The 20,987-nt window shown below is 59.3% G+C and carries 16 protein-coding genes; 4 read left to right on the top strand and 12 right to left on the bottom strand.

Annotated elements, in window-relative coordinates; translation table 11 throughout:
- Window positions 1–461: 461 nt before the first annotated feature.
- The 3 genes from CFI11_RS15620 to CFI11_RS15610 all read right to left on the bottom strand — a co-directional run bounded on the left by CFI11_RS15620 (window position 462) and on the right by CFI11_RS15610 (window position 4,160).
- Window positions 462–1,646 (bottom strand): YncE family protein, encoded by a 1,185-nt coding sequence (locus tag CFI11_RS15620; protein ID WP_130407565.1) that lies wholly within the window; start codon window positions 1,644–1,646, stop codon window positions 462–464.
- A gap of 11 nt (window positions 1,647–1,657) precedes the next feature.
- Entirely contained in the window at window positions 1,658–2,866 is a 1,209-nt protein-coding gene (locus CFI11_RS15615) for a GTP-binding protein (protein WP_130407563.1), read from the bottom strand.
- 175 nt (window positions 2,867–3,041) lie between these two features.
- Window positions 3,042–4,160 (bottom strand): GTP-binding protein, encoded by a 1,119-nt coding sequence (locus CFI11_RS15610; protein ID WP_130407561.1) that lies wholly within the window; start codon window positions 4,158–4,160, stop codon window positions 3,042–3,044.
- Window positions 4,161–4,449: 289 nt separating this feature from the next.
- Between CFI11_RS15610 and CFI11_RS15605 the strand changes: the two genes are divergently transcribed.
- Window positions 4,450–4,791: a hypothetical protein gene (locus tag CFI11_RS15605; RefSeq protein WP_130407559.1), complete on the top strand. Its 342-nt coding sequence runs from the start codon at window positions 4,450–4,452 to the stop codon at window positions 4,789–4,791.
- Window positions 4,788–5,189 (top strand): hypothetical protein, encoded by a 402-nt coding sequence (locus CFI11_RS15600; RefSeq protein WP_130407557.1) that lies wholly within the window; start codon window positions 4,788–4,790, stop codon window positions 5,187–5,189. The genes CFI11_RS15605 and CFI11_RS15600 overlap by 4 nt, the downstream gene beginning before the upstream one ends.
- 138 nt (window positions 5,190–5,327) lie before the next feature.
- Here the strand turns inward: CFI11_RS15600 and CFI11_RS15595 are convergent, their stop codons facing one another.
- The 3 genes from CFI11_RS15595 to CFI11_RS15585 form a co-directional block, all read right to left on the bottom strand.
- Entirely contained in the window at window positions 5,328–6,260 is a 933-nt protein-coding gene (locus CFI11_RS15595; protein ID WP_130407555.1) for a hypothetical protein, read from the bottom strand.
- A gap of 87 nt (window positions 6,261–6,347) precedes the next feature.
- Window positions 6,348–6,920: a TetR/AcrR family transcriptional regulator gene (locus CFI11_RS15590; RefSeq protein ID WP_130407553.1), complete on the bottom strand. Its 573-nt coding sequence runs from the start codon at window positions 6,918–6,920 to the stop codon at window positions 6,348–6,350.
- 224 nt (window positions 6,921–7,144) lie between these two features.
- Complete coding sequence (locus tag CFI11_RS15585; protein WP_130407551.1) at window positions 7,145–7,546, bottom strand: STAS/SEC14 domain-containing protein; 402 nt, start codon at window positions 7,544–7,546, stop codon at window positions 7,145–7,147.
- A 358-nt stretch (window positions 7,547–7,904) separates the two neighbouring features.
- Here CFI11_RS15585 and CFI11_RS15580 point away from each other — a divergent pair, with 358 nt between their 5' ends.
- Window positions 7,905–8,939, top strand: coding sequence for an App1 family protein (locus CFI11_RS15580; RefSeq protein ID WP_130407549.1), 1,035 nt, complete (start codon window positions 7,905–7,907; stop codon window positions 8,937–8,939).
- Window positions 8,936–9,391, top strand: coding sequence for a CreA family protein (locus CFI11_RS15575; protein WP_130407547.1), 456 nt, complete (start codon window positions 8,936–8,938; stop codon window positions 9,389–9,391). Before CFI11_RS15580 ends, CFI11_RS15575 begins: the two co-directional genes overlap by 4 nt.
- A 15-nt stretch (window positions 9,392–9,406) precedes the next feature.
- Here the strand turns inward: CFI11_RS15575 and CFI11_RS15570 are convergent, their stop codons facing one another.
- The 6 genes from CFI11_RS15570 to CFI11_RS24855 form a co-directional block, all read right to left on the bottom strand.
- The gene (locus tag CFI11_RS15570) at window positions 9,407–11,062 is read right to left on the bottom strand and encodes a mechanosensitive ion channel family protein (RefSeq protein WP_130407545.1); all 1,656 of its coding nucleotides are present in this window, start codon (window positions 11,060–11,062) and stop codon (window positions 9,407–9,409) included.
- Between the two features lie 509 nt (window positions 11,063–11,571).
- Window positions 11,572–12,273, bottom strand: a complete 702-nt coding sequence (locus tag CFI11_RS15565; RefSeq protein WP_130407543.1) for a DNA alkylation repair protein — start codon at window positions 12,271–12,273, stop codon at window positions 11,572–11,574.
- 153 nt (window positions 12,274–12,426) lie between these two features.
- Window positions 12,427–12,912, bottom strand: a complete 486-nt coding sequence (locus CFI11_RS15560; RefSeq protein ID WP_130407541.1) for a VOC family protein — start codon at window positions 12,910–12,912, stop codon at window positions 12,427–12,429.
- A 17-nt stretch (window positions 12,913–12,929) separates the two neighbouring features.
- Window positions 12,930–13,355, bottom strand: coding sequence for an SRPBCC domain-containing protein (locus CFI11_RS15555; protein ID WP_130407539.1), 426 nt, complete (start codon window positions 13,353–13,355; stop codon window positions 12,930–12,932).
- A gap of 116 nt (window positions 13,356–13,471) precedes the next feature.
- A complete protein-coding gene (locus CFI11_RS15550; protein WP_130410036.1) occupies window positions 13,472–13,948 on the bottom strand; it encodes an ATP-binding protein in 477 nt (158 codons plus the stop codon).
- A 744-nt stretch (window positions 13,949–14,692) separates the two neighbouring features.
- Window positions 14,693–20,743, bottom strand: coding sequence for a calcium-binding protein (locus CFI11_RS24855; RefSeq protein ID WP_130407537.1), 6,051 nt, complete (start codon window positions 20,741–20,743; stop codon window positions 14,693–14,695).
- Window positions 20,744–20,987: the final 244 nt, after the last annotated feature.

Raw genomic sequence — 20,987 nt, 5'->3', positions numbered from 1 at the left:
AGGTTTCAGTTGCCGCCCTGTGACGTTGGCATCTCTCAACTTCGCTGAAGGGGGCATGATCCGAAGGGAATGCTCAGACATCTTTTCCCGCTCTTCATACTCACTCGCTCAGGGACTGAGCTCTGAAAGTTTGGACGGAAGACTTACGGCACATTGCGGGGTGCGAAATCTCCAGACATGCGGATGATCTGCACGAGCCGGATGGTACAAGCCGAACGACCGCCGTCGGGATAAATCAGCCTTCTATCCATCGTGCAGAGCCTGGAAAGAGAGGCGACCGGGTGTAGGACCCAGGATAGACCGTCATCCCATTGATCCTTGGATGTTCTCAACCGGGATGCATGTGCGCAAAGATGGAGAAGGGAGGCGCCGGCGGCGTGACGCCGGACGACCATCTGGAACGCGTTGAAAAGGGCGGCGAGAAGGTCAGAGCGCAGATCAACAACTTCCCCATCCGCATCTCAATGAATATGCTCAGCCTCAGCCGCGAGGATCAGCAGGGATCGCGGGGCGTTGCCGACGTCGATCCTGTCGACAACCTCCAGCGTGTCAGTGTCGACAAGGACGACCTGTCCCGCTGCGGGGTCTGAGATCGCGACCCGGTCACCCGTGACATCCATCATGGGCCGGATCACGCCACGCTCCATCGCGTAAGGACCGACAATGCCGGTCGCTTCGCCCAGGATACGCCCCGTAAGGGCGGAGAAATGCACCAGCCGACCATCCGACAGAATGGAAAAGCCCTCCATGCCGCTGTCGTTCAGGGCGAAGGCCATGCCGGGCACTGGGGAGGCGACGAAGGTAAAGTCGCCGCTTTCCGCAGACGGGTCGAAAATTGTCAGATGGTCCGTCCCGAAATTGCCGACCAGTGCCAGCGTATCGCGCGGGCTGAGCAAGAGGCGTACCATTCCGCCTTCGGGCGCGTCATCCGGATAGGCGACAAAGCGGCCCGTGGGTGGGGTTTGCGACGTATCAAAGATCGCGACGCCATCCTGGCATCCGAATGCGATGAAGCCGCCGGCCTTGCCCTCACCATGCAAGTTGAGGCAATCGACGCGCGACATCTCCGCTCCGTCCGCTCCGACCACGGCAAGCGCATCGGGCAGGCCCTCACCTTCAGGTGGGAGCGTGATCAACATGTGGTCGCCGACCGGAACGGCCACGCCATGATGTGGTTTTCCGGTGTCGATCGTTGCATGCGCGCTGAGATCGCCAGACGCAGCCGTGGCATTTTCATGCAACGTTGCCGTGCCGCTGCCGTCCCAGAAGATCGCAACGGTGTCATCATCCATATTGAAATGAACCGGCCGCTCTCCCGTCGCGGAACCGGGCAGAAGCGCGGGCGCTTCCAGGATCAAGGCGGAGTGATCGCCATGATCTTCCTCGATCAGACCGGTATCCAGCACCTGCACCACGCCGGCCTCGCCTTGCACCGCCCAGGCATGGCGCCCATCGGGCCCCAGATGGACACGGGCGGGGGATGCGATCTCGAATGTCATGGGATCAGTGTCCGCACCGACGTCCAGCACGCTGATCTGGGGGGCTTCTGAATCCGCGACCACCAGACGGTAGCGCAGCTCATGCGCCCCCGCGAATGCCGGCAGGGTCAGAGCCACGGCTGTCGTCAGGAAGAAAGCATGTTTCACGGTTGGTCTCCTTATGCTGCGGTCTGACGGCGCCAGGTTGGGAAGGGATCCGGCAGGTCGGGCAGGGCGTCCGGGCCCGTTGCGGCGACCGCGGGCAGAAGGCACGCATCCAGGCTGGTCTTGAGGGCAGGCCAGTCGATACCGGCACCAATGAAAACGATCTCCTGCCGCCTGTCGCCCCACGGGTCCGTCCAGTGCTGGTCGATATAGGCGCGGGCGCTTTCATGCTCTGGCCACCGTGCTTGTGGCACCGAGGCCCACCAGGTGCCGAGGGGCTTCACGCTCGACAACGCCCCGGCCAAGGAAAACTCCGCCACCCAATCCGGGCGCGTCGCGATCCAGAAATGCCCCTTGGCCCGTATCACGCCGGGCAGATCGCCCACCAGCACCGCATGAATTTTTTCTGGAACAAAGGGTTGGCGCGCCCGGTAGACATAGGAGGTGACGCCATATTCTTCGGTTTCCGGCACATGATCGGCAAACCCATAGAGTTCCTTGGCCCACATCGGGTGTTCATGTGCCTTCTCGAAGTCGAAGAGACCGGTGTCGAGAATCTCGTCCGCGGGAACATCGGACTGGTTGGTTTCGATGATCCGGGCGTCGGCATTCAGGCTGCGGATGATCTTGCGCGCGGCATCCGTGCGCTCTGGCCCGGCATCCGCTGTCTTGTTCAGGATGATTACGTCCGCGAATTCGATCTGGTCGGTCAGAAGGTGAACCAAGGTTCGGTCATCTTCCTCGCCCATGCTTTGCCCGCGGTCATGCAGGAAATCGTGGCTGGAATAGTCCTGCAGCAGGTTCACCGCGTCAACGACCGTGACCATCGTATCCAGACGCGCGACATCCGAAAGGCTTTCGCCGTCTTCATCCCGGAAGTCGAACGTCGTTGCGACAGGCAGCGGCTCGGAGATGCCGGTGGATTCGATCAGCAGGTAATCAAAGCGTCCCTCGGCTGCGAGGCGGCGCACTTCGGCCAGAAGATCATCGCGCAGCGTGCAGCAGATGCAGCCGTTTGACATTTCGACCAATGTCTCATCGGTGCGGCTAAGTTCGGTATCGGCGCGGACCAGATCCGCGTCGATATTCACCTCGGACATATCATTCACGATCACCGCGACGCGCCGCCCCTCGCGGTTGTTGAGCACACGGTTCAAAAGCGTGGTTTTGCCTGCGCCCAGGAAACCGGACAGAACAGTAACGGGAAGACGGGTGTCGATCATGTGGATGCCTCGAGTCTCTGGATCATGTCGATGAAAACTGGTGTTTGATGGCGACCGAAGTGAGCGGCGCGCAGTTGCCAGGGGGCAAGTATGGTGCCGGGTGCAGGCCTGACGCCTTCGATGCCGGCGTGGGCGCCTGAACCGGATATCTGCCCGCTTGAGCCAGCACGATTTGTCATCCGGCTGCCTCCACGGGATCGTCTGATTGGTCCAGGTCAACCCGTTCCGCGCGCAGCATGTCGAGACTGCGCTGAAGTTCGGGACGGTCCATGTCGCGGGCAATCACCACGATGCGGGATCGGCGATCATCCCCTGTCCAGTTTTTCAGCGGCACCGGCGGGTCAAAGACGTGCTGGACGCCGTGGAACGCGAACGGAGCCGCCATCCCTTTAAGAAAGACGATACCCTTAACGCGCAGGATATCAGGTCCCTTGAGTGCGATCAGCGTGTCCAGCCAGGTATCAAAGACCGCATCCTCCAATGGAGCATCAAGTGCGATGGAAACCGAACTGATGCGCGCGTCATGCATGGCTGCGGCAGCCGGGGGCGGTTTTGCCGGGGTTGCGAGGCCTGACAGGTTGGAAAGAGGATCTGCGTCCGGCTGCGGCGTCGTCCAGGCGACAGCGTGCTGCAGTGACGTATCGTGGCGCAAACCGCTGAGGCCCCACAACCGGTCGGGTGTCGCAACTCCGTCCGTGCCACGGATGATCGGTGCGGTCTGGTTCAGAGCGCGCAACCTTGTCTCGATCCGGGCGGCTCGGTCTGCGGTCACCAGATCGTGTTTACTCAACACGAGCAGATCGGCCATTGCGACCTGCGAGACCGCCTCGAACTGAGTGTCCAACGTGGCAGGGCCGTTGACGGCATCGACCAACGTGACCACCCCATCCATCCGCGTGTTCCGCGCCAAAAGCGGATCAACAAGCAACGTTTGCAGGATCGGCCCGGGATCGGCGAGGCCGGTTGTTTCGATCACGATACGGTCGAACTGCACATCTCCCATCGTACGACGGGTGAGCAGCGCCCCAATCGTTTTGGAAAGGTCCCCACGGATCGAACAGCACAGGCAACCCGATTGCATCAACACGATGTCGCCTTCGAACGCTTCGATCAGGTCGTGATCCAGTCCTACTTCTCCGAATTCATTGACGATGACAGCGATACGCTGGGCGCTTTTGTCAGACAGGATCGCGTTCAGGAATGTCGTTTTACCCGCCCCCAGAAACCCGGTCAGAACCGTGACCGGCGTTCGCTGATCTGGCGTCGCATCTTGGCGGGGGGGAGCATTCGACATCGATGAGGAGATCTGGCTAATTATGTAATAACATCACATAACCTATGCGAATGACAGAGTACTGTCCAGACAGGATGATGAACTTCGGCAGAGTTCTTCCCACTGACCCACAACCAACTGTGATGGCTTCCGGCGAAAGATCGGACGCCGGGGCGAAGTATCATCTTGGAAACAGAGCCCATCAACGAATGCCAGCGAGGTCAAATGAGCCGCATCATCGTGATCTGCCCAGGCTCACCGCACACGTTTTTCCTATGCCTGGTTGGCGCAGGCCCCGGTTTATCAGCGTATGGCCCAGACCCATTGCCCCGAGGATCTATCGACCGCGATCAAGCAGCTTGGCTTTGAAAATATGGCCGAGCTTGCCGGTTGGGAAAGCATGCCGGTCATGAAGGCGCGGATGGCCCGCCGGGGCCACGCTGTCACCATTGATGAGGCACAAATCAAGTGCCTACTCTGCGGATCAAAGCGCGCAGCCTTGCGTCGATACCGCCTGATGCGCCACGCCGTGGCGGTGCAGGATCCGATGAACCCGGGGCTGCGTCAAACGCCATCGGCCTTGTCGGCGTCGATCCCGGCTGCGGTTGATGATCCCGCACCGCCATTAGCCAGATCGGTGGCACCGCGATGAACGATATCGCGGGGCGCCCATCACATGAGCATCCACTTTCTTGCGCCGATCATCGCTGGCCGCAGGACGAGGCCGGGCTTTTGGGACTGCTGGGCTGTCTGATCAAACCTCAGGCGTCGCGTCCGCCTGGCGCGGGATCTGTCGATCATCGCCGCTGGGATACCGACAAAAAGCTGATGCTTTTCCCGCAAAACTATAGCGAGCCGGAGCTGCGCCAGATCACGTCACCCGAATGCGACGTGCTTCAACAGTCGGTTTCTGGCGGTGATGTCACGGTGCGGTTTTCGTGCTCGGGCCGCGCCTCTCGTGATGTCTTGTTTCGCCGTTCACTTTGGCTCAGCAGTCTTCCAGACCAGACCAGACCAGACCAGACCAGACCAGACCAGACCAGACGATGACGCAATGCACGCCTGCATTGCGGAGACGATCAAACCCCGCGAGATGGAGAACGTGGAATTGCCCGCAGGGGTCAGCAGAACGATGAAAGTGTCGGCACAAAGGCTGCACGTTCGGACATCATAGCCTGGCCTTGGTCCCTACTCAGCAGGTCGGAAAGGTTCGAGCATCTCGACATCGACCGTCTTGATGCGCGCGAAACGCTCGGTCGGGTCGTCTTCCACCAGCCAGACATGCCGCGTCTTGGCCAGCAGATGGGTGTCGTCTTGCGCGATACCGTTCCAGTCGAAGGTCATCGTCACCTCGTAGGTGTTCTCGCCCGTGCTTTCCTGCGCGAACGCTCCGATCTCGTGGGTGCTGGCCTTCACGGCAGAGGCCGGACCGGCAAGCCATGCCTTGAACCCGTCAAAGTCGGTGATTGCCCCGCTCGAGAAGTTCAGACTGAAGTCTTCGGCCAGGATTTCGCGAACAGGCTCAGGGTTGCGCGCGGGGTCCTCGATCAGCGCGAGCCAGTAGTGAACCAGGCTCAGCATACGGTTAGTGCCGTATTCGGGGATGAATTTCTCGGCCACCCCATCGCTGTTCTGGCCGATCTCGATTTCCGAGAATTTCGGCAGAGCGCTTTCACTTGGGACAAGCCGGGTCGTATAGGTCAGATCGGCTGTGCGTACGGAGTTGTCTGGCAGAGCACCCTTGTTCAGATAGGTGACATTCGCGGTCAACGAGATCGTGCCATCCTCCGCGATCTGAAGATCGGTTGATTTCACATCATGGGCGTTTTGCCATTCGGTCGGGATCTGCTGCAGCCGCTCTGCATATTGTGCATGGCCTTTGGCCTCGCCCAGACCGGACGTGATGCGGACATCTTCGGTAAGGATGTCGAGTTGGTTCTCGATGCCATAACGCGGCTCTTCATAGAGAAGATACCAGCGATGAAGCTGGGTCATTGCCGCGTGCGTCTTATAGCCGACGGTGATCTTTTCTATGGACATCGGCTCATCTCCAAAAGCGGGATTTGCAATGAGGGGGAGGGTGGCAAGCGCTGCGGCAAGGGCGCCTCTGGCAAAGAACATCTGGGCCTCGTCACGCGGATCAAAGGGGTGCCAAGATCTATAATGAGCGAATGTTCATTTTACAATGCAAACCCGGCGACCACGGCCCTACCGGGCAATTCCCCGCCAGATCGCCTCGAATGCCAGGTCGAGTTCATCTTTCGAAGGCGGCTCTTTGCGAACGACCGACCGGCGTGCCATCTGCAGGGCGGGTCCTGACAGAAGGGCGGAAAGCGTCTGTGTCGGCAGGTCGACGAGCGTTCCGCTCAGGACCGCCTGTTCAATGATCTGTGCGACCTCCTGCGCCATGGCATCAATCTCAGGCGATGCGCGTCCATCAAGCATCCGCGCGGCAGACAGATGCTCGGCAAAGGCAAAATCAGCCGGCCGTTCACTGGCGTGATCGAAGAGGGCGAGCCACATGCCCCTGATGGCCTCTTTTGCGCTGCCTCCGGCATGAGCCGCCGCCATCAGACGCGCGTGGATCTCGCGCTTGACGTCAAGAAAGACGGCATCGAAGAGCTCATCCTTGCCCGAAAAATAGAGGTAGATCGTGCCTTGGGATAAACCCGCGCGTTTTGCGATTTCGGCAATCGATGCGCCCCCCAGACCGCCCGCCACGACCGCAGCAATGGCAGCCTCGCGGATCGCGTGCCGCTTTGCCTCGTCCTTCGTTCTCATGCGGATGTCCAGCTCATCTGGCCGACTATCGGTTCGCGAGGCGCGGTCGTCAAATCGGTGAAGGTTTTAAAGTCTAAGGCAGATAGAGATCGCCGGCTTGAGACACGAACTGCTTTAGGGGCTTCTCCAGCCGTTTAAGTCTTGGTTAGGCGGCCACCGGGGGAAGGTGGCGGCACGCCTCACTCACCGCAGTGCAACCTTGCCCTTTCACTAGTTCCGAGGCGTCAGGCAGCTGTCGGCCTGGCTCCGACGAAACGCCATGCCGCATCACTTTCGGACGCATCGAAAGCCTTTGCCTCCACCGGGATGATCTTGTCGAGAAAACCGATCATCTTGGCCGCGTTTTCCGGGGCGCCAACGACAGCATACCGTCGCACTTCGCTCAGCGATTTAAAGCGGGAGGCGATGACATCACCGTCAAGCAGACTGTCCCAGTCGCTACCGGTGAAAGCTGTAAGATCCATCAGCATATCGACCTTTTCGTCATGCCGCTCAAACACGCAGAGCATGAATTTCGCGAGCGCCTCGGAGGCATCGTCGTCGATATGCCCGGCAATCCGGAAAGCATAGACCGATGGTGTGTCGGTCATGATCTGCTGGATAGATCCGTGGGAAAAGGGGGCCATGGTGCAATCCTTTTTTGATGTACCGAAAAGGGGAACCCGCCATTTTGGGGATGGTTCCGTACGACAACCTCCTGTCGGCCGACCGCAGGAAGGATGTTGCGAAAGATGATGTGAAGATCTTTGTCTCGCCCCCGCATTTCAGGCTATTCAGATGCCGGACGGGCTGATCAGCCGTTTTTCAGCGGTATGACTTTGGTGAGACGGGCGCAGCGATGTGATGAGGCCGGAAGCAAGTGGCATCCGCCCTATGAGCCTCGCTTCGCGCAGCAATTTCTGACCGGATCATCGGTTACCGGATATAGTGTGGCACTTTTTCCAAAGTCATGCGTTAGCCTTTGAATCAGGGGCTCAGATTGACATGCTGAAACCGATCTTACATCGCCTCGCGTTGCGAGCGGAACGCTTTGCAGAGGGTATGGGGAGGCTGCGCGGGCAGGCTCCGAAAGGCCGGGAAGTGGATCCGCATATCGGCTTTGCCACGCCAGAGCACCTGATTGCGCGCGGCCGTGTTCTGGCGCGGATCGACCGGAGCGCGGTGCGGGAAGGGCAGGGCCGCTGGGCCAATCTTCGCCAGATGGTGCGGTTGTTCCTGACCGACGAGGTGGCTGATGTTGAGCTGCGGCATGGCGCGGTCACCGGACGCAGTGACGAGGAGGGATACTTCCAGCTTCTTTTGCCCCGGGACGAAAAGACCGGATGGCGTGAGGTTGAACTGGAGGTTGAGGGGCGCGAGGGACATGTGTCCTGCCCCATTTTCGTACCGCGACAGGATGCGGACTTCATGGTGATTTCGGATATTGACGATACGATGATGCAGACAGGTGCTTACTCGCTGCTGCGCAACTTGTGGACGTCGTTCACCGGAAACGCAAATACGCGTCATATCTTTGCCGATGCGGTCGAGTTGATGGAATTGCTGTCGGATGAGGGCCGAAATCCGATTTTCTATGTCAGTTCATCGCCCTGGAACATGCATCGCTTCCTCGTTGACGTCTTTGACCGCGCTGGCCTGGTGAAAGGCCCGATGTTTCTGCGTGATCTTGGGCTGAGTGAGACGAAATTCATTACCGACGGCCACGGCAATCACAAAGGGCAGAGCATTGATCTGCTGCTGCGGGCCAATCCGGACCTACCCGCCATCCTGATCGGGGATACCGGACAAAAGGATGCCGCGATCTACCGGGAGGCGGTTCTACGACATCCCGAACAGATCCGGGCGGTCATGCTGAGAGCGCCGGGGCCGGGTCTGGACGCACGGGATGAACGCGATCTCGACGCGCTGCGAAAGACCGGTATTTTCGTCTTTGCCGGACCTGACTTTGACGGGGCCGACCCCCGTCAGGCGCTGCTGGCGGGAACACATCAGCGCTCATCTGCGAGGAAAGAAGCATGATCAGAACCACCGTGGCTACCCTATTTTCCCTTGGTATGCTCTTACCGGCTCATGCGGAGGATGTCGGGAACGTCGATGTCGATTGGCTTGGCAATGACATCATCATCGAAGCCTTCGATGATCCCAAGGTCGCGGGCGTGACCTGTCACGTTGCCTATTTTGAGCGTGGACTGATCGACCGTTTGCAAAAGGGCAACTGGTTCGAGGATCCGTCGAATTCATCCATCGCCTGCCGTCAGACCGGCCCGATCGAGATTGGCGATATCGACCGGAGCCGTGACGGAGAGGCGGTGTTCTCGGAACGGCGTTCGATCGTCTGGAAATCGCTCAAGGTGACGCGCATTTACGATGAACCGCGGCGGACGCTGATTTACGTGGCCCATGCGCGTGAAGTGCAGGACGGCTCGGCCAAGATGTCGCTGTCAACGGTTCCGCTTTATTCCGCGCCCTGAGGATTGGGCCGGGGATCAAGCGGCTTCGGCTGGATTGACGTCCGGGAAAAGCGGCGTGCCTCCGGCTTCAAGCTCCCCTGCATAGTGCATAAGCCGCTCGCGCATCTCGCACTCCATTTCCCATGCCTCGCGCGGATTGGCGCAAGGCAGGCAAAAGGTGACGTCCTGGCCAAAAACATCATGGCCCGTCACGAAGACACCCAGATCATCAGGATTTCCGATCTCGCCAGCGTCAAGGTGCTCGGCGGTTTCAAGGAACATGGCGCGCAGTTTGTCGACCTTGGCCTCGTGACGGAGTTTCAGGACAATCAGGCGCGTCAGGCCGTCGGTGCGAAGGGTCCAGTTCTCGAACGGTTCGGATACGAATTCAGAGACGGGTACGACCAAGCGAATGCCGGTCCAGGTGCGAAGCTGAACGAAGGTGAAATTGATCCGCTCCACGTCGCAGATTGCATCGCGAAAGACGATACGGTCGCCGATCCGGGCGGACTGGTTCAGTGCGATCTGCATGGAGGACATGATGTTGCCCAGCACCGTGCGCGCGGCGAAAGCCAGGATCAGCGTCAAGGCCCCGGCGGACGCAAGAAGCGAGAAGCCCAGCGTGTTGAACAGTTCGGCCTGGGTCAGCACGATACCGCTTCCGATCAGAACGATCAGGATGATCAGCGCCCGCCGTCCGGCTGCGAGGCGCGTGACAAGAGAGCGGCGCTCGGTATTGTCGAGCTCTGACAGCGCATTGTCCCGGAAATCAACGATATGGTCGAGAATGGCGTCGACCACGTTGATGACGAGCATAAGCGCCACCAGCACGAAACCGATGGAGATGATTGGCCCCAGAAACGTGCTGATCCGCCCGGAAAAGACGAACAAATTGCTGGTCAGGATCGAAATCACGAAGGTCACGGCAAAGATGACCAGCGGCGTGTGCACCGCATGCAAAAGCGGCGTGGACAGTTTGTTTGACGCGCGGCGGGCGGCGAAGGACAAGGCACCGTGAGTGAAGACGCCGGCAAGGATTGCGAGGGCAATGACCACCGGAAGCCCAAGCACTTCCCACCACATCAGGTCCCAGAAGGCATCATTGGACAGGGCAGGGGGCAGATAGCTTTCCAGCCGCGTGGGTCCGTAAAGCGCGTAAAGTGCGTCGATCTTTGCAACGGAGGCGGCCGAAAAGACCCAGACCGCATCAGCCCCCTCAGGTTTAAGCCGGTCGAGCCGGATCGCGACATCACGATCTTCAAGCTCAAGTATCCAAATGATGAGGGACCTGCGAACCTGGCCGCCGACCGCGTTGTCGGACGAGGCGCGCGAGTCCAGCGCATCCGGGCGCTGCAGCAGGAAATGCCAGTCGATGACGACCTTTCGGTCAATGATGGTATGCAGTTTTTGGGCAAGCTCCGGTCCCTGTCGGGCCTGATCTGCAATGGGCAGGTCGGAGAGGTTCAACAGATGCGACGCTGCATCGAAGTCGCCCGAGGCAATGGAATCAAGCAGCGCTTCCATTGTGGCCTGCGGGGTGTTCCGGACCAGATCGTCGGGGGGCGCCCCCAGCCCGGGATTGAGCCTGTCGATTTCGAAATACGGCTCCTGGGCCTGTGATGGCACGACCAGAAAGGCCCATGCACAAAGGAGTGTGAGCAGAACAATCAAGCGTGATGGTATTGTCAGCATTCTGTGCCTAACTGCGCGCTGTTGGCGGAGGTTCCGAAGTTTCTTAATTCGATCAAACCCTGCGTGGCTCCGGGGCCGCTTCGTTGGGTCGGAGCGACGTGCGCTTTGGGTGACTATCGTGTCATCAGGCGATCATGACGGCCGCTTCGTGGATATTGGTCTAGCTTAAGACAGGACTAAGAGCCTTTAAGCCGCTCCGTCGCCCGCATGGTTCTTGCGCAGGGTCAAAACCTGACCTGGCAGAAGCAGATCAGGGTCCCATGAGATCCGGTCTTAGGCCATCTGCCCTTCCGATCCGAATTCCGTCTGAAACCGCCTCCGGGCTGGGCTTTGCGATGCTCGCGAAGCGCGTTCGCGGGTATGGGCGATCCGGGAGGCCGGCGATGATCCGAAAGACTGATGTCACCCGTCCCACACGACGCACTGATCGGGCATCGCCGGAGAATTTCAGGCTCTTACTTAATAATCCTTCAAAGAGGCGGATTTAGATCAGCTTGCAGCCTTATTTATCAACGAGATTTCTCCTCTCTTAGACGCGCACGTATGTCATCGGGCAGTCCTTTCGATGCCGCTGTGAGGGTGGGTCTGGGCAATCGAGCGCGATTGCGATCAAGGAACGCGATTAGCGCGTTGCGATCAGTCTTTCCAGCCTCCCGCGTCCAGGACCCGACAGCCTTCTGAACGTAATCGTCCGCATCCTCCGCCAGCAGCTCGGCAATCCTGAAGGTGCCATCGACCTCGCCGCGCTTCAGAAACGCATGGGTTGCCACGATGGCGGTGCGGCGGCGATGCGGATCATCCGAAACCGCCAGCCTCTCCAGCTCGGAGCGGTCTTTGTTGAGGAGGTATTCGCCCACCACGTGCGGCGCGGCCCGGTCGACGAGGTCCCAATTGTTGATCCGGTCATGCTTGCGTATGTAGAGCGCGTAAAGCGCGGCGCGTTCGTCGTCTCGCAGGGTCTTTTTACGCGCCTTGAAATCGAGGATCGAGACGCCTGCCATCCGCACCTCATAGCGGCTGTCGTCCAAAAGGCATTCCACATCTGCAAGGCTCAGGTCGGTATATCGCTTTGCGATTGGAAAGATCTTTCCAATCGACACACCCATCACCTTCGTCTCCGGGTCGCCTTTGAAAAACCGCGCAACCTTGTCGATGTCATCGGGTGACGCGATGCCCTGAAGATCCGCGATCACCTCGGCGAAAGTCGACATGTAAAGGCCTCCTCCTCATCGTGTCATCAATGCCGAACATGACAATCTTTGCAGTATCGAGCTTGCTTTCCCACGCGAGCAGACACCTTCCGGTCAGGATCGGCGCGCGGTCGGGATAGACGGCGACGGACCCTGAGACGTCGGACGCCGTTCTTATGACGCCGTCTCTGCCGCGGCCTGAATGGCTGCGATGTCAATCTTCCGCATCGTCATCATCGCCTCGAAGGCACGCCTTGCCCTGACATGATCCGCGCTGGTGGTGAGCTGCAACAAGACCCTGGGCGTGATTTGCCACGAATGCCCCCAGCCGTCCTTGCACCAACCGCAGGCACTTTCCGTGCCGCCATTTTCGATGATGGCGTTCCAGTAGCGGTCGGTCTCGGCCTGGTCCTCTGTCACCACCATGAAACTCACGGCTTCGTTCGGGGTGAAGACCGGTCCGCCGTTGAGCCCAAGGAACCGACGACCCAGCACAGTGAATTCCACGGTGAGTTCAGCGCCCGCTTCCCCGCCCGGAAACGCGGCGGGGGCGGTGTTGATCCGGGCAACCTCGCTATTCGGAAACGTCCCTGCATAGAACGCCGCGGCTTTAGTGGCCTCACCGTGATCAAACCAAAGACAAGTGACAATCTCAGTCATGGCCGCCCCCTTTTGCCTCATCTCGCCTTTTCGCGTCGTGCCAAGAAGGCGGCATAGGTGTCGAGGATCGCTTGCCAGCCTTCTTTCTGCATCTCCGCAGGATGCGCGCTGTCGGGATCGAAGACGGTGCGAACCCGTGTGCCGCCCATGTCAGGTTCAAAGGTTGTGTGTGCAAGGCGTCCATCATCCAGTCGCAGTATCAAGGCAGATGGCGGATCGACCAGGTCATAGGTGCCCGAAAAGTCGAAGCCCATGGAGCCATCCCGCGCCTCCATCCGGGCGGTGTATTTGCCGCCTTTGCGCAGATCCACCTCTGCCGAGGGGCAGCACCACTCAGGCGAGGCGAAGTTCCATTGTGTGATGGAGGCTGGAGAGGTGAATGCGTCCCACGCGACTTCGGGCGAAACGACGACATGCGTCTCAATTGTGATTTTGTTGGTCATCCGGCTTTCTTCCTCAGTCTTTGCGCCGCTGATTTCGGGCATGCGGTGTGTGCAGGAACGGGCTGTAAACATCGCGAACGTTTGCCCGATCGGCAGGGGTCAAGCACATCTTACGCTCAATGGCGCATGATCGTGAAACCCTCCTCCTCCGTGGGCGGGACAAAGTGTGCAGCGAACCGCCGAAACTGTTCCTCGGTCGCTGAGAACGCGTGTCCGCCTTGGGCATTGCGGGAGCGGAGCCGTTCCAGACAGACCTCATCGGGCACGTCGAGATAATGCAGCCGATGCGCCACGCCGCTGGCGCGGATAACGTCTCGCATCCATTCCCGCTGCGCCACGGTGTTGGCAGGAAAGTCGAGCACCACTGTCACGCCAGCGTTCAGCAGCGCTGTCACGTGCGGCGTCATCACCAACTGCAATTTGGCCGAACAGCGCAGGTAATCGGCCCCGGTTTTCATCTGATCGGCGAATAAGATGCCCAGCCAGTCGTCCTCCGAGAGCATGATCGCGCCAATATCGGCGGCAAGCTTTGCGGACAGCGTTGATTTCCCGGAGGCGATTTTTCCGCAGACCATGTGCAACGTCGGAGACATGCGTGACAAATCAACCTCCCAAACTAAGACAAAGGACAGGGTCACCCCGGTGGCAGGCGCCCGCCCGTTTCAAAAAAGTCGCGCTTGTGTTTCTGTACGCCAAACGCGCGCAAAGAGCACCATCGCGGCGGCCCACTGGCGCACTGTGTTCCATGTCGTCCGACAAGGCAGGTATACCTTGCTCCGATAGTCGTGGGGCGCAGGAGCCGGCAGGCCCATGCCTGTAAGCGCTTCGTTCATCGGCACGTTGCAGACTAGGTTGACTGCAAAACAGGGGACCGGATAGGGGAATGCGCCAAGCCCGATCAGCGTACCAGGCCCACCTATCCGATAGGGAACGCTCTAGATCCCGATGCCCACCGAGACAGCAGCCATACAGAGGTCGCTTTCCTGACCGGTTTCTCGGAACAGAGCGCTTTCAGGCATGCGTCCAAACGCTGGCGTGGCACGACACTGGCGAGCTGTCGCAAGGCTATGGTTTAGAGGGACATACTCAGCTTGGCTCATGCGATAGCATCAACGCGTTTTCGCGCCGTCTGAAATCTGGCGCTTAGTGCCCGTTTTGTGGCGCAACAGCAAAGGGCGGGTCAAAATTGACCCGCCCTTCGGAGTGGTGCGCCAACGGGATGCATTATCCGTTGAACTTGGGCATCAGTGACACTCGACCTTCCCAAGGATGCTCCAAGCGGCGGATCTTCGGACATTCTCCATATTTCTGTGACAGCCGCCTGAGGCCAAAGCCCATTAGAAGAGAAAATCAGACGCGCTCAGCTGGAAATCGACGTCCCTCAGCGTGACCGAACCGCTGTCGAGGTCGATCACCACATCGCTCGCGCCTGCGTCCTGTTGCTGCTGCACCGATGTCAGAATGTCGCTCTCCGTGATTGTATCCGAAAGCCCGTCGATCTGGACAAGGTCGCCCTGCTTGAAATCCGTGATGACGTTGTCGCCCTCATCTGACGACAGGAAGACGAACACATCGTCTCCGTCACCGCCGAACAGCACGTCGTCGCCAGCCCCGGCAATCAGAATATCGTCGCCATCATCGGCCGATCCACCGCTGATGAAATCGTCACCCGCGCCCCCGTCGATCTTGTCGTTGCCCAAGCCCCCCAGAAGATGATCATCGCCGTGACCTCCGGTGATCGTGTCATGTCCGGAACTTCCCGATACGGTGTCGTCGCCGGACCCGCCACGCAGCACGTCGTTGCCGGCATTGCCGTTGATCGCGTCATTGTCTTCGCCCCCTCTGATCAGATCATTGCCGTCACCGCCACTGATCACGTCGTCGCCCGCAAAGCCGTTGACGGTATCGTCGCCGTCTCTGGCAAAGACCCTGTCGATGGAGGCGGTGCCCTGGAACACGGTGTCCCCATTGTCGAGCACGTCGAGCGGGGCGTTTACGTCAAAGACAAAGTCTTCCGCCGTGCCATCCTCGCGCAAGGCCGAGACCTGAAGGATGTCCCCCTCGACCAGATGCGCCTCGATATCGGCGACAGGTCCAAAGCCGCTTTTGGTGATCTCGGCCTCATCGACTTTGGTACCTTGGGCATCGAACCGCGCGAGGGTCAGAACATCTCGCCCGAAGTCTTCGAAGATAATCGCAAATCCGCCGTCATTCAGGGCAACGACGGACGGATGGCTGATCTTGTCGCCATTCAGTCTGACGTGGCCGCTGACATCTTCGCGATCCGTCGTCATTACCTTAAAGCCGATGTGGCTGTCGCCTTGACCGACAAAGCGGTACGCATAGACCATGTCGCCGCCTTCGAGCTGTGTCCCCGACAGTTCCGAAATCTTGTGGTCGCGCAGGAACACAACCAATTCGCCGCTCGTCGTGGTGCCATTGGACGGACTTGTGAACGTGATCGTGTTTCCTTCGGCATCGATGGGATGGACCCGGAGCATATGCTGCAAGAGCTCGCCAGTCTGTGGCACGAGACCGCCATTGGGCACGGTCAAAATGTCAAAACCTCCATCCTCACGCGCGGCAAGGCTGAAATTGATCTGGCCTATGGGGCTGCCGCCCGTCATTCGCGTCAGGCCGCCCGTCGTGTCCCCATTGGCATCGAAGATTTCGTAAAAGATGTGATCTCTGGTGCCAAACCCGTCTATGACGCCGATCACAAATCCTCCATCGGCCAGCGCTTCGATATCTATCGTTTCGGGCGTCGCGTTGGGATATGTCTCCAAAGCATCGACAGCCACCTCGCGGCCCTGGGCATCCCGGACCACCAGAAAGACATTGCTTGGGCCCGAGGTGCCGTCGAAGACGACACTTGCGGTCCCGCCGCCCTCAAGCTGAACGGTCTCGAAGACCCGACCGTCGCGCGCCTCCAGTCCCGGCTGCGGGATATCCAGCCTGGACACCGCCTGATCGGGTGCCTCCAGGCGCTCGCCGGTTCTGAACTCTCCGGAGGCCAAAAGCTCTGACACATCGAAGGTTTGAACCGGCGTCAATGACACCTCGTTCGTTTCCGTCACCTCGCGCGTTACGATTTCCAGCGTTTCAACGCTTGCATCAAACCGGCTGAGGCCAAGAACCTCGGTAACGCCGGTTTCAGGGTCGGTGAAGACGTGCTGTACCACGAGGGTTTCGCCTTCCTGCACGATGTTGAACTCCGAGAGCGTAACCTCCTGCACAAAGCCGCCGTTTCCATCCGCGACTGGATCGCCGTTTTCGTCGGTCTGGACCGAAACGATCTCCACGAGTTCCAGCACGACCTTGTCCTGACCGGCGCCCCCCGAAACCCGAGAGATGCCTTCGCCGATGACGATGACGTCGTCGCCCGCGCCTCCGAAGATGGTATTATCACCTTGCCCGCCGTCGATCGTGTCGTCGCCATCGCCGCCGAAAAGGCTATCGTTGCCATCCTGACCGGTGATCACATTGTCGCCGTCATCACCGTCAAGACGATCATCAAAGCGGGTGCCGTCGAGATTCTCGATCCCGCTCAATTCACCGATCTGCACGCTTGTGTCGAGAAAGCGCAGCACTCCGGTTTCCAGGCTGGCGTTGACGCCGCCAAGACTGCCTTCAACCGCCTCAAAGCTGGCGGTGTCGGTGCCGCGCCCACCGTTAAGCTTGTCTGCTTCATCATTTTGAACGGCGCTTTCAAGAGTGACAATCAAGAGGTCATCGCCGTCATTGCCGAAGAGATCATCCTGGCCCCGGTCGCCGTTCAGAACGTCGTCTCCGTTGCCTCCGCTCAGCGTGTCATCGCCGGCGCCGCCGAACAGAAAGTCGTCCTGATTTCCGCCCGAGAGGGAATCGTCCCCGGATCCACCGGACAATGTGTCATTGCCTGACTTGCCTTCGAGAACGTCATTCCCGTCCCGTCCGTCCAACACGTTTTCGCCGTCATCACCGATCAGAACGTCGTCGAAACGAGAGCCCGAAAGGTTTTCTATGCTGTCAAACGTCACCGTTTGTATCCCGGAAAAGGAGGCCGTTCCGTCCTCAAGGTCCGCAACGATGGGCAGGTCGATGTTCGAACGGTCCAGATCCGTCGCCGCAAAACTGATGCTGTCGACACCATCACCACCGCGGATGTCGAACCGACCCACGCCGATTTGGAAAACGTCGTTACCGGCGCCCCCGTCAAGAAGGTGCTCCACATTGATCGACGGATTAAAGACAGATATCGCCAGCAGTTCAAAGTCTGAGCCGACGCGCAAGACATCGTCCCCGCTGCCCCCATAAAGTGAACTGCTTTGCTGGCTCGACCCGATCAGAACGTCGTCTCCGCCAAATCCGCGCAAGGTGATATCTTCGGTCGATACGGTGCGTGACAGGTCAATGAAATCATCACCGTTCGCACCGAACACCGTATGCAGATTGGACCCTCTGGCGTCTACATCCAGCGTTGCAACAACGCCCGGCAGGGTGGTTTCAAGATTTTCATCAAAGCCCGCCACCGACATCTTCTCAAAGAACCGCAGCTCCAAACCGCCCTCGTTGCCTTGCCGGTCCTTAGCCTTACCCGACAGGATGCCGTCGCTTCCGCCGGTCAGATTGACGGATTGCAGCGCGTTCGTTTCCAGGTTCAGCGATGGCGCGACGTTCTGGGCCTGCAAGGTCACACTGTCGGTGCCTTTACCTCCGGTCGCTTCAATGCGCGCGCCCTCGAAATCGCCGACAAGCCCGGTCAATTCCAGACTGTCGTCGCCCCGGCCCAGGTAGAGATCGACATTGTTGTCGAGGCTGACCAGGGCCTTGTCGGATGAAGCGCCAAAGAAGGCATCCATGGCGTTGCCCAAGGCACCGGCGCCGCCAACCAATGTCAGAGTGTTTTCGCCTTCCTTGAGGTTCAGTCGCGTCAGTTGGTCTCCGGCGATGACGGTGTCGTCGCCTGCGCCCAAAGTAATGTCTTCGACGTTCACGATCTTGATGTCTGCCCCAGCCACATCGACGAGGTTGAGGTCGAATGACGTGTTCTCTGTCCGCTCGGTCAGGATGAGGCGGTCATTGTCGCCCGACCCACCGTCGATATCGTCCCCGAGGTCGAGATCGAGGATCAGATCGTCCAGGGTCCCGCCAAGGATGATGTCAGCGCCTTCGCCGCCATCCAGGGTGTCCTTGCCGTCGAACCCGTTCAGCGTGTCGTTGCCGCTTTTACCCTCAAGCCGATCGTTGCCCAGGTTACCGTCGATGGAGTTTGCCTCGGTGTTGCCGATGATGTGGTCGTCGCCGCCACTGCCAAGCACATGTTCAAACCCGGTGATGATTGGACCACTGTCGTTCGCCCCTCCGCCGCCACCGGTCACGGCGAGTACGAGATCCGTTTCGCTGTCGACGACAGAGATCTGGACGCTCGACACGGGGGCTGAGCCGTTGGTCTCGACAGTTGCGCCCAATTCCACCCGGTAGGTCTGCGTATCCTTGTCCAACAGCCCGTCGGCACCGGTGAGCGAGAGCAGGTCATTGCCCTCTCCTCCATTCACGGCAATCTCGTTCAGCGTGATCGTAACGACGTCATCACCGGCGCCGGCATCCACAATGTCGGTCCCGTTCGAGACGATGAAATCCGCGCCATCCCCGGTCGAGATCAATCGACCCTCGGATTGCGCGATCACCAGATCGCCATCGTCGGTACCTACGAAATTTCCGTTTGCATCCAGGTCCTGAATGTCCTGCAAGACATCGCTGGTCGCCGCGACATCTTCGAATTTCAGGATTTCGACATTGCTGACCACGTTGCGACCGGCATAGGCGTCGGTCGAGCCAGGTGTCAGGTGAAGCAGCCTGATTTCCTGACTGTCATTGTCGAATGAGAACCGGAAATTCGTGATCGAGTCGCCGAACACCGCGAAATCGCGGCCTTCACCACCATCGATCGTGTCATTGCCGCCCGCGATGACAAACACGTCCTCGCCCGCATTCCCGATCAGCACGTTGTCGCCATCGTTGTCGACAAGCGTGTCGTCGTGTTCGGTGCCGGTCAATGTGATCTTGCCGTCTGCGCGGTCGCGTTCATCCGCCAGTTTGACAATCCCCTGGCCAAGATCGAATTCGCTGACGATATTCATGACGTTGTCGACGACGTCGCGTGGCAGCAATGTGCTGGACAGAAACTCGGTCAGGGCCTCTTTTGCCTTGTTGACCAGCAGGGCATCGACAACCTCGCCTGTCGCGGCAAGGATCTCCTCAGGGGGGGTGTCAGGTCCGATCCCTTCGGGCAGGGAAAAGCCGTCTTTCACGTCGTCGTCGGCGTTTTCAAGGTTGGCAAGGGTCTCCAGGATCGTGTCGCTTACCACCTGAAGCATGTCGTCGGCCAGGTTCTCGATACCGTCCACATTTGGAACGAGACCCTCGACGGCAGCCAGGACTGGATCAAAGATCTTGTCGATCCCAAGTGAGCTGATCAGGCTGTTCAGGACCGGCTCGACCGTGAATTTGAACACAAGTCCGGATGCATTCAGCAGCGTTTCGATGGGTCTGATGATGTCAGCCGCGATGCTCAGCGGATCGGCCAGCACGCCAATCGTGCCGTTGATATCGTCCAGAACGTCAAGCGCGCTGTCCAATGTCCCAAGCGTGCCGTCGAGCGCATCAACCGTCGCTCCGATCCCCGTGGCGCCCAGAAATCCCGCCGTCGGCAAGTTGCCGTTTTGATTTTCGGCATCGACCTTTTTCGCCTGTTCGCGGGCATAGGTCTGAATGTCCAGCAACGCCTGGGTCAGGCGCGGATCAAGGTCGGTGATCGATGTGGGGCTGTCCAGCGTTTCCAGCCCTGCGGTCGGAACCTTTTTGCCGATCACATCCACCGCGTCGTGCAGAATGTCCACCGTCTGGCCCAGTGTTTCGACTTCGGCCATGTACGCGATAATGACGGGTTCAAAACCTTCCTCGAACAGACGCACCATTTCCTCTAGTGTCGGTTTGATTTCGGCAGACACCTCGTTGAAGTCGGAAAGCTTTTTCTCAAGACTGTCGGCGGCATCGTCGATTTTGTCCAAAAGCTTGTCCATGACGAAAGATGCTGTCTTGAACGCCGGGCCAAGCGGTCCGCCTAGCTTTGACACCACTTTGAGAGAGGTTTGGACAACCGATGCCAGATCGCCGATCGCGTCGGCGGCCTCCTGGCTGTCGCCTGCGGTTGCAATCGTGCGCAGCGCGGCTTCGACAACGCCGCGGGTATCGCGCAAATCATCCAGCGCGCCTTGCAGTCCCTTTGTGTCGGTGGTGCTGTCACCGTGGATGAAGGCATCAATGCTTCCGCGCAGCGCGGCCACCTGAGCCTCGACTTCAAACGCGCTGACGGTGTCCTGAGAATTCACATTTGTATCGGTCATCTGAAGGGTCCTATGGTCAATGCCTGACGCGTGACCGCGCCATCAATGACCGTTGGTCGAACCGACCGTGGAAAAGGTTCAAACTTTTTTGGGCGACAGGTCAGAGCGCCTGAATTTTCTGCCTTAGGCGCGCTCCGCCTGGCCGTTCCGGCGGCAGAATGCGTGTCGTGACGGCAAGGGATACGGCGTAGCCAAAGTCGGCACGTCCAATCCCGTGATCTACATGTAAGCTAAGCTAAAGATG

Origin of the sequence: Thalassococcus sp. S3 (assembly GCF_004216475.1) — a bacterium.
GTDB lineage: Bacteria > Pseudomonadota > Alphaproteobacteria > Rhodobacterales > Rhodobacteraceae.
Note: the sequence above shows the minus strand (reverse complement) of the source record. Positions and strands in the feature narration are given on the sequence as shown.